Source organism: Nostoc flagelliforme FACHB-838 (assembly GCF_014698065.1).
GTDB lineage: Bacteria > Cyanobacteriota > Cyanobacteriia > Cyanobacteriales > Nostocaceae > Nostoc > Nostoc flagelliforme_B.
Genome location: NZ_JACJSI010000315.1, coordinates 1 through 6,902, shown reverse-complemented (window position 1 = coordinate 6,902; position 6,902 = coordinate 1). Strand labels below are relative to the sequence as shown.

The 6,902-nt window shown below is 42.0% G+C and carries 6 protein-coding genes, 1 tRNA gene and 1 pseudogene; 3 read left to right on the top strand and 5 right to left on the bottom strand.

All coding sequences use genetic code 11. The features are described from left to right. Positions 1-161: 161 nt before the first annotated feature. From H6G97_RS42080 to ruvB, 5 genes and pseudogenes are all read right to left on the bottom strand, one after another. Positions 162-1,160: a sulfotransferase family protein gene (locus H6G97_RS42080; RefSeq protein ID WP_190946498.1), complete on the bottom strand. Its 999-nt coding sequence runs from the start codon at positions 1,158-1,160 to the stop codon at positions 162-164. A gap of 39 nt (positions 1,161-1,199) precedes the next feature. Beyond that, a pseudogene (gene cysC / locus H6G97_RS42075) lies at positions 1,200-1,751 on the bottom strand (adenylyl-sulfate kinase). A gap of 51 nt (positions 1,752-1,802) precedes the next feature. Beyond that, a complete protein-coding gene (locus H6G97_RS42070) occupies positions 1,803-3,080 on the bottom strand; it encodes a glycosyltransferase (RefSeq protein ID WP_190946497.1) in 1,278 nt (425 codons plus the stop codon). Positions 3,081-3,168: 88 nt separating this feature from the next. After that, positions 3,169-3,972 carry a tetratricopeptide repeat protein gene (locus H6G97_RS42065; protein ID WP_190946496.1) on the bottom strand — a complete coding sequence of 268 codons (804 nt, stop codon included), beginning with the start codon at positions 3,970-3,972 and terminating at the stop codon, positions 3,169-3,171. Between the two features lie 109 nt (positions 3,973-4,081). After that, positions 4,082-5,182, bottom strand: a complete 1,101-nt coding sequence (ruvB, locus tag H6G97_RS42060; protein ID WP_190946495.1) for a Holliday junction branch migration DNA helicase RuvB — start codon at positions 5,180-5,182, stop codon at positions 4,082-4,084. A gap of 177 nt (positions 5,183-5,359) precedes the next feature. On the opposite strand from ruvB, the gene hisF reads away from it, so the two are divergent. From hisF to H6G97_RS42045, 3 genes are all read left to right on the top strand, one after another. Further along, complete coding sequence (hisF, locus tag H6G97_RS42055) at positions 5,360-6,133, top strand: imidazole glycerol phosphate synthase subunit HisF (protein ID WP_190946494.1); 774 nt, start codon at positions 5,360-5,362, stop codon at positions 6,131-6,133. Between the two features lie 99 nt (positions 6,134-6,232). Beyond that, positions 6,233-6,424 carry a hypothetical protein gene (locus H6G97_RS42050; RefSeq protein ID WP_069071057.1) on the top strand — a complete coding sequence of 64 codons (192 nt, stop codon included), beginning with the start codon at positions 6,233-6,235 and terminating at the stop codon, positions 6,422-6,424. A gap of 97 nt (positions 6,425-6,521) precedes the next feature. After that, positions 6,522-6,594 (top strand) — tRNA-Ala (locus H6G97_RS42045). Positions 6,595-6,902: the final 308 nt, after the last annotated feature.

Genomic DNA, 6,902 nt, shown 5'->3' with positions numbered 1-6,902 from the left:
TTTAGCTCATGATTTGATGCGCTTAAAGCCCAGCAAACTCCCCCATTTTCAACAAGGGCTACGTGCTATGTCTCTTATCCAGTCTGCTTTGTAGCTTCTTTGTCACCCCGTCAGGAATAAAATATAATTGTTTTGAAGTTGTTATGACCCAAAACACAATTTTAAGTATCGTAACCGTGGTAAGCAAAATAAGGTTGCAACTTCTGGCGAATTTGCTCATACTTTCGTTCCACTTCTGGTAATAATTTAAGTTGACGCGCTTGAATCAAGCTGTCATAAGGTAATGTTACTCTCGCCTTTAATCCAAGAAACCCCAAAATTTTGATTATGGTTGCCTCAGGTGCATGGCATAGTTCTTCATAAGTGAGCGAGACATAATCTGTCTTTGGTAAGGCGTTAATATTGTCTAAAAAGTAGGTTGTCGATTGTACAGCTTCTTTAGTGACTCGGTGCAATCCCAGGTCGAAGTACGATGAATACAATAACTGGTAAAAAAAGCGTTGTACAGGGTTATCGAATATTTGTTTATACTGTTGGGCAATTAGCGCTGTGTACTCATTTCTAGCTGACAATATTGAACGTGCAGCTTTTAATTTGGAATTAATGACATGAATTGGATGTCGGTGAATAAAGATGAACTTAGCTTCTGGAAAAGCGGTTTTGACATACATAAAGTGTGGAAAGCACCACGGATTTTTCAGCAACAGTGGTCTATCTTGTTCTGATATAAATTGAATCTTCCTGCACAACTCTGTAAATTTGAATAGATTATTAGGATTCAAGTAAGAATCGCATCCAGCATTCTTGAGAATAAATCCATACTCTTCTGGTAAATCTGGAGTCACTGCTACATTGTCAATAACGCGATCCTTCATACCTAGAGATTTAAATATATCCTCTATCTCTTGGCGTGCTTGTTTCTCAGTGCAATTTACATAGTTAGAAAGAAGCTCATCATATTTAACAATGTGATAACTTTTGATAAAATTAAAACACTCCGTGGCCACCAATGTTTGGTACAATAAAGTCGTGCCAGAGCGATGATCTGCCATAATAAAAATAGGGCAAAAATCGATTTTTTCTAGTAAATTTAAGTATGGCTCATCATGAATTTGGTTAATGCTAATAGCTTGTGGTTTATCGTTTTTTAACTCTGCCATATTACACTTTATTTTAAATAAAACCTTTTTGGTGATGCTTCACTGTGCAGCAAGCGAATAAAGATAGCCGAAATCTGCCAATTTTTCCAAAACCTTACTTGCGCTTTCTTCAACAGTTTCTTTGTCTGTTCTGCATTCTACTTCTGGGTTCAGTGGTGGCTCATAAGGGTCATCAATCCCGGTAAAATGCTTAATATCTCCATTACGCGCTTTTTTGTACAGACCTTTTACATCCCGTTCCTCACAAATCTCCAACGGTGAATTGACGTAAACTTCCACAAAATTCCCAATGCGTTGCCTTACCTCTTCACGAACTTCGCGGTAGGGTGAGATAGCTGAAACGAGAACAATCACATTATTCCTAGTCAGAAGATGAGCCACAAAACCAATGCGACGGATGTTTTCATCACGGTCTGCCTTACTAAAGCCCAAACAATTACATAGATTTTGGCGTACTATGTCACCATCAAGGACTTCGACTTGATATCCAAGCGATCACAACTTTGTTTCTACAACTCGATTAATACTAGTCTTTCCGGCACCACTTAGACCAGTAAACCAAATTGTAATACCATATTGCTTTAGCTTCACCTAACCTCCAATGTCGTACAATGCAATTTATGATATTTACAGATGTCTACACTATGTTTCTGCTAACACAGGCTTTCCTGTAGCAACAACCTGTTCCACAATATCAATGGCTCGACTTACACCCCCTGCTTTCCGAATTGCCTCTTGTAACCTAACTGCATTCTGTTTATAAGAATCTTCCGTCAACACCTTTTGGATAGCAGTTCGCAGTTTAGGAACATTCACACGACTCAGGGGTATAGCCTCACCAGCACCAGCCCAAGCTACACGCGCTGCTACTCCTGGTTGATCGTTAGCAACGGGAATGGCAACCATTGGTACCCCATTATTTAAGGACTCCAAAGTAGTATTCATACCCGCGTGGGTAATGGTGAGATTCGCTTTTTGCAGCAATTCCAATTGGGGTGCATAACCAACAACTAGCGGATTTCCCGCCAAACTTCCCAAAGCCTCTGGAGTTGCAGAACCACCTAACGAAATCACTAGTTGGGCATCCAAATCATTACAAGCTTCGGCAATAGATTTGAAAACTCCTAATAAGCGATTTTGAACAGTCCCCATTGAAGCGTAAATTAAGGGTTGTTCAGTTAACTTCTCATAAGGAAAATCAGGAACTTCCCGACCAGTTGGACTATGATAAGGGCCTGTAAAATGGAAGCACTGAGGTAAATTTTGCCTGGGAAATTCCAATTGGGCAGGCTGTTGACTAATTTGAGCTAGTTGGGAATAGTTTTCATTGGCACTGAAGTGTGGGGGTAACTTCCACTCTCGGCGATAGTCAGCTATTACCTCTCTAATTGGTTTGCCGATGCGATCTAACAACTTATAACCCACTCTGTTACGCAGTTGTGCCCACCAAGCTCGGTTATAACCCCAGTTTGTGATAAATGGGGGAACACTCTCTTCTCGATTAAGTACTACAGCACTGCAAACTGTAATAAAGGGAAGCCCTAAAAATTCTGCAACACTTCCCCCCTCTGGCATAACTTGATCTACTAAAAGTGCCTCCACACCAGCTTGTTTAATTGCTGGTGGTGCATCCCTGAGCATAACATCTGCCCCTTCTTTGAGCAGATTGACGGTATATTTCAATGCAGCAAGTCCACTCAACTTCCCCAACTTAGCCAAGGATTCTGACGTTACCCCAGAAGGAAACTGAGATTCGCCAATCGCTCTAAATTCTAGTCCTGCGGCTAATGTCTTTGGTTGAGCATCGGAAAAGGCAAATAGAGTAACTTGATGACCCCGATTTTGCAGTTCTTTTCCCAAGGGAAGCATAGTGTTGAGATGACCAATTGATGCTGGACAAATCAGTCCAAAATGAGTCATAGTTCATAATTCTGGTTAACTACAATGATGTATACCAGAAAACAGCTAGATAGGCAAAGAAAAGTAACTCTTGTTGAGTTAAAAGTGCTTACTGGATTTTCAAGAACTTATCCAAAGCTGTAACTAGGCTGGGAGGCCAACGCCGGATATTTTTTACCCAGTTGATATCTTTGTAGCGGCTATCAAGTCCATAAGCTGCTACCCAGTTGCTTTCGGCTTCACCTTGTTCTCCATTTACCCAATATGCAGCTGTGAGGGCGGCACGCACATCAGCAAATTTGGAGTATTTACGGGCAATATTTCGCATTTCGCGGATTGCTTGCTCTTTTTGACCTATTTCATAAAGAGCGAGGGCGTAGTTAGCACGGGCGAAGGCAAAATTTGGGGCTATCTCGTTAGATTTTTTGTAGTCTACGATCGCATCTTCCCATTTTCCTAAACCTGTTTTGGCATTTCCTCGATTGTTATATGCCATCGCATCGTTAGGATCGAGTTCTAAGACATGATTATAATCTGCGATCGCATCGTCCCATTTTCCCATCCCTTCCAACGCCGCGCCCCGATTCAAATATGGATCGGTAACATTTGGTGCTAGTTTTATGGCTTTGTTATAATCTGCGATCGCCTCTTGCAACTTATTCTGACTCACCCGCGAATTTCCCCGGTTACTCCACGCCCCGGCATTAGTGGGAAATTGCTCAATAATCTTTGTCCAGTAAGTTTCAGCCGTCGCAAAATCACCTTGATTCGTTGCTGTAAACGCTTGAGTTGCCCACTCATCCCCTTGTCTTAACTGTTCTTGAGTAATAGGCTGCTGAGATTGTGCCATGACTGGAGTACCCCAGCCAAATATAAGTAACAGACTGAGAAAAATACCAATCAACTTAATCATCTAGGTTTCCCTGTTTATCTTGAAGATGGGGAGTAGAGAGTGGGGAATGGAGTTCAAAGACTCATTCACAAGTATCAAAGACTCATCCCCTATTCCCTATTCCCCATAATTACAATAATGACAATTGTTCATTAGGCGGCGTGAATCCCAAATGCTTATACGCTGCCTTAGTTGCCATTCTTCCGCGATGAGTCCGAGTTAAATACCCAATCTGCATGAGGTAAGGTTCGTACACCTCTTCAATTGTTTGGGTATCTTCACCTGTCGCTGCTGCCATTGTTTCTAACCCCACTGGCCCACCGTTAAATTGTTCAATTATTACACTTAACATTTGGCGATCTGTCCAATCTAAACCGCAAGGATCTACTTGGAATAGTTGCAATGCTTCAGATGCAATGCTTTCATTAATTTCACCAGATGCTTTTACTTCCGCATAATCACGTACACGTTTAAGTAATCTATTACCAATCCGTGGTGTTCCGCGTGAACGACGGGCAATTTCTGTGGCACCACCTTCTGTAACAGGGGTTTTGAGTAATTGAGCGGTTCGCAGTACAATTTGAGTCAGCTCGTCAACTTCGTAAAATCGCAGTTTTTGAATTAAACCGAAGCGATCGCGCAGTGGTGAAGTTAAAGCACCTACACGAGTTGTAGCTCCTACGAGGGTAAACTTTGAAAGCGGCAAACTTCTAATCCGAGCGCTGGAACCCTTACCGATAGTAATATCTAAACGATAATCTTCCATCGCTGGGTAGAGAATTTCCTCTGTCATCCGCGAGAGGCGATGAATTTCATCAACAAATAAAATATCTCCTGGTTTCATGTTCACCAGTAGCCCGACAATATCCCGTGGACGTTCTAGGGCTGGCGCACTGGTAATTTTGTAATTTACCCCCATTTCTGATGCTAAAATCATTGCCATTGTGGTTTTTCCCAATCCTGGCGGCCCATACAGCAACAAGTGATCCAGTACCTCACCTCGAGACTTGGCCGCTTTGATGGCAATATCTAGCACATCCTTTAAATCTTTTTGCCCAATGTAATCAGCAAATCGGTGCGGTCGAATACCTTCTTCCTGCTGTTCTTGTTCATCAATGGCAGCTTCGGGCTTCAAAATATTTTCTGTGGATGGTGCTTTCGCCGACTCTCGACGCTGGGTTGGTTCTCCGTTGGGTTCTGGAGGCTGTTTTTTCGAGGAGATTATCGCCATAATTCAGCTATCTACTTTTAAGGGGACTGCGGACTGGGGACTTGAGGGCAGGGGGCAAGAGACGCAGGGAGAGAAAGAAGAACCAATGCCCAATGCCCGTGAAAATTTTAGTTTGAGAATACCCGCGCCAATTTAAAATTTAAATTCGGTCAATTACCCAGAAATACAAAAGTTATTATGTTATCTAAAAGAATCTTACCGTGCTTAGATGTAAAGGCGGGACGGGTTGTAAAAGGAGTTAACTTTGTTAATCTCCAAGATGCAGGCGATCCGGTAGAGCTGGCCAAGGTTTACAACGAAGCTGGTGCTGATGAGTTAGTATTTCTGGATATTACAGCTACTCATGAAGACCGAGCTACAATTTTAGATGTGGTCTACCGAACTGCTGAACAGGTCTTTATTCCATTGACTGTGGGTGGTGGCATTCAATCCTTAGAAAATGTTAAAGCTTTGTTACGAGTCGGCGCAGATAAGGTTAGTATTAATTCTGCGGCAGTGCGTGATCCAGACTTGATTAATCGGGCGAGCGATCGCTTTGGTAATCAGTGCATAGTTGTTGCTATTGACGCCAGACGCAGAAATAACCCGGAGAATCGAGGTTGGGATGTGTATGTGCGGGGTGGCAGGGAAAATACAGGCTTAGATGCCCTACTTTGGGCACAAGAAGTTGAAAAACGGGGGGCCGGAGAACTGCTAGTAACAAGTATGGATGCTGATGGAACCCAAGCCGGGTATGACATTGAGATAACAAGGGCAATTGCTAATGCTGTAGAGATTCCGGTTATTGCTTCTGGTGGTGCAGGTAATTGTGAACACATCTATACTGCCCTAACCGAAGGCAAAGCTGAAGCAGCATTACTTGCATCTCTGTTACATTACGGACAATTAAGCGTAGCAGAAATTAAAAATTATTTGCGCGATCGCAATGTGCCAGTCAGAACATTATCCTGATCAACCATTTAGTAGTTAATGACATCCATCTTAGGTTAGGCACACTTCCCTAAAAGGGTGTTAATATTATTTTACAAGTATTAACAAATATTAAGATATATGTTGCTTCCTATTTTACTTTTTGATGTAGCTTTGGTGGCATGGTCGCTGCACTTGATGGAAAGAGCCTATGAGAGTAAAGAATTTTCTCTCATGTTGGCTGGTACCTTAGTTGCTCTAGCAGCTGCTGCCATGTTAGTAGTTTACTTTTTGATGGGGCACTGTATGACCTATTTGCTGCAAGTGTCGTAGTGAGTATTGAGTGCTAAAGTAAATATTTAAAATTTAGTTTTCATAAAAAGCTTGACAAAGTACTAATATTTAAGCGAATATGTATAATGGATTGTAAGGGGTTATAGCGCAGTTGGTAGCGNACCTCAATGGCATTGAGGGGGTCAGCGGTTCGAATCCGCTTAGCTCCATTCTTAAAAGTTACCTACTCAAAAGCTGGCTGTGAGTGGAACGATAACTTTGCCGCAATGGCAAGCTTATGCTTCCAATTTAATTCGGCAAAGTTATGCTTCCAGTTTTTCCGCTTCCTTTCCGGCTCAGTTGAAACGGAGTAGAGGTAGAGAAACGTAATGAATTTTTAGCAAATTCTACTTCTCGATTCTAAGAGGATGTTTTAAAAGTAGGGTAATGTTGTAAGAAAGCTCACAAAGCTTATGCTGAGATTTGTAGAAACCAGCACCTTGTGAGCAAATGACTAAAGCATACCGTAGCAATTTGA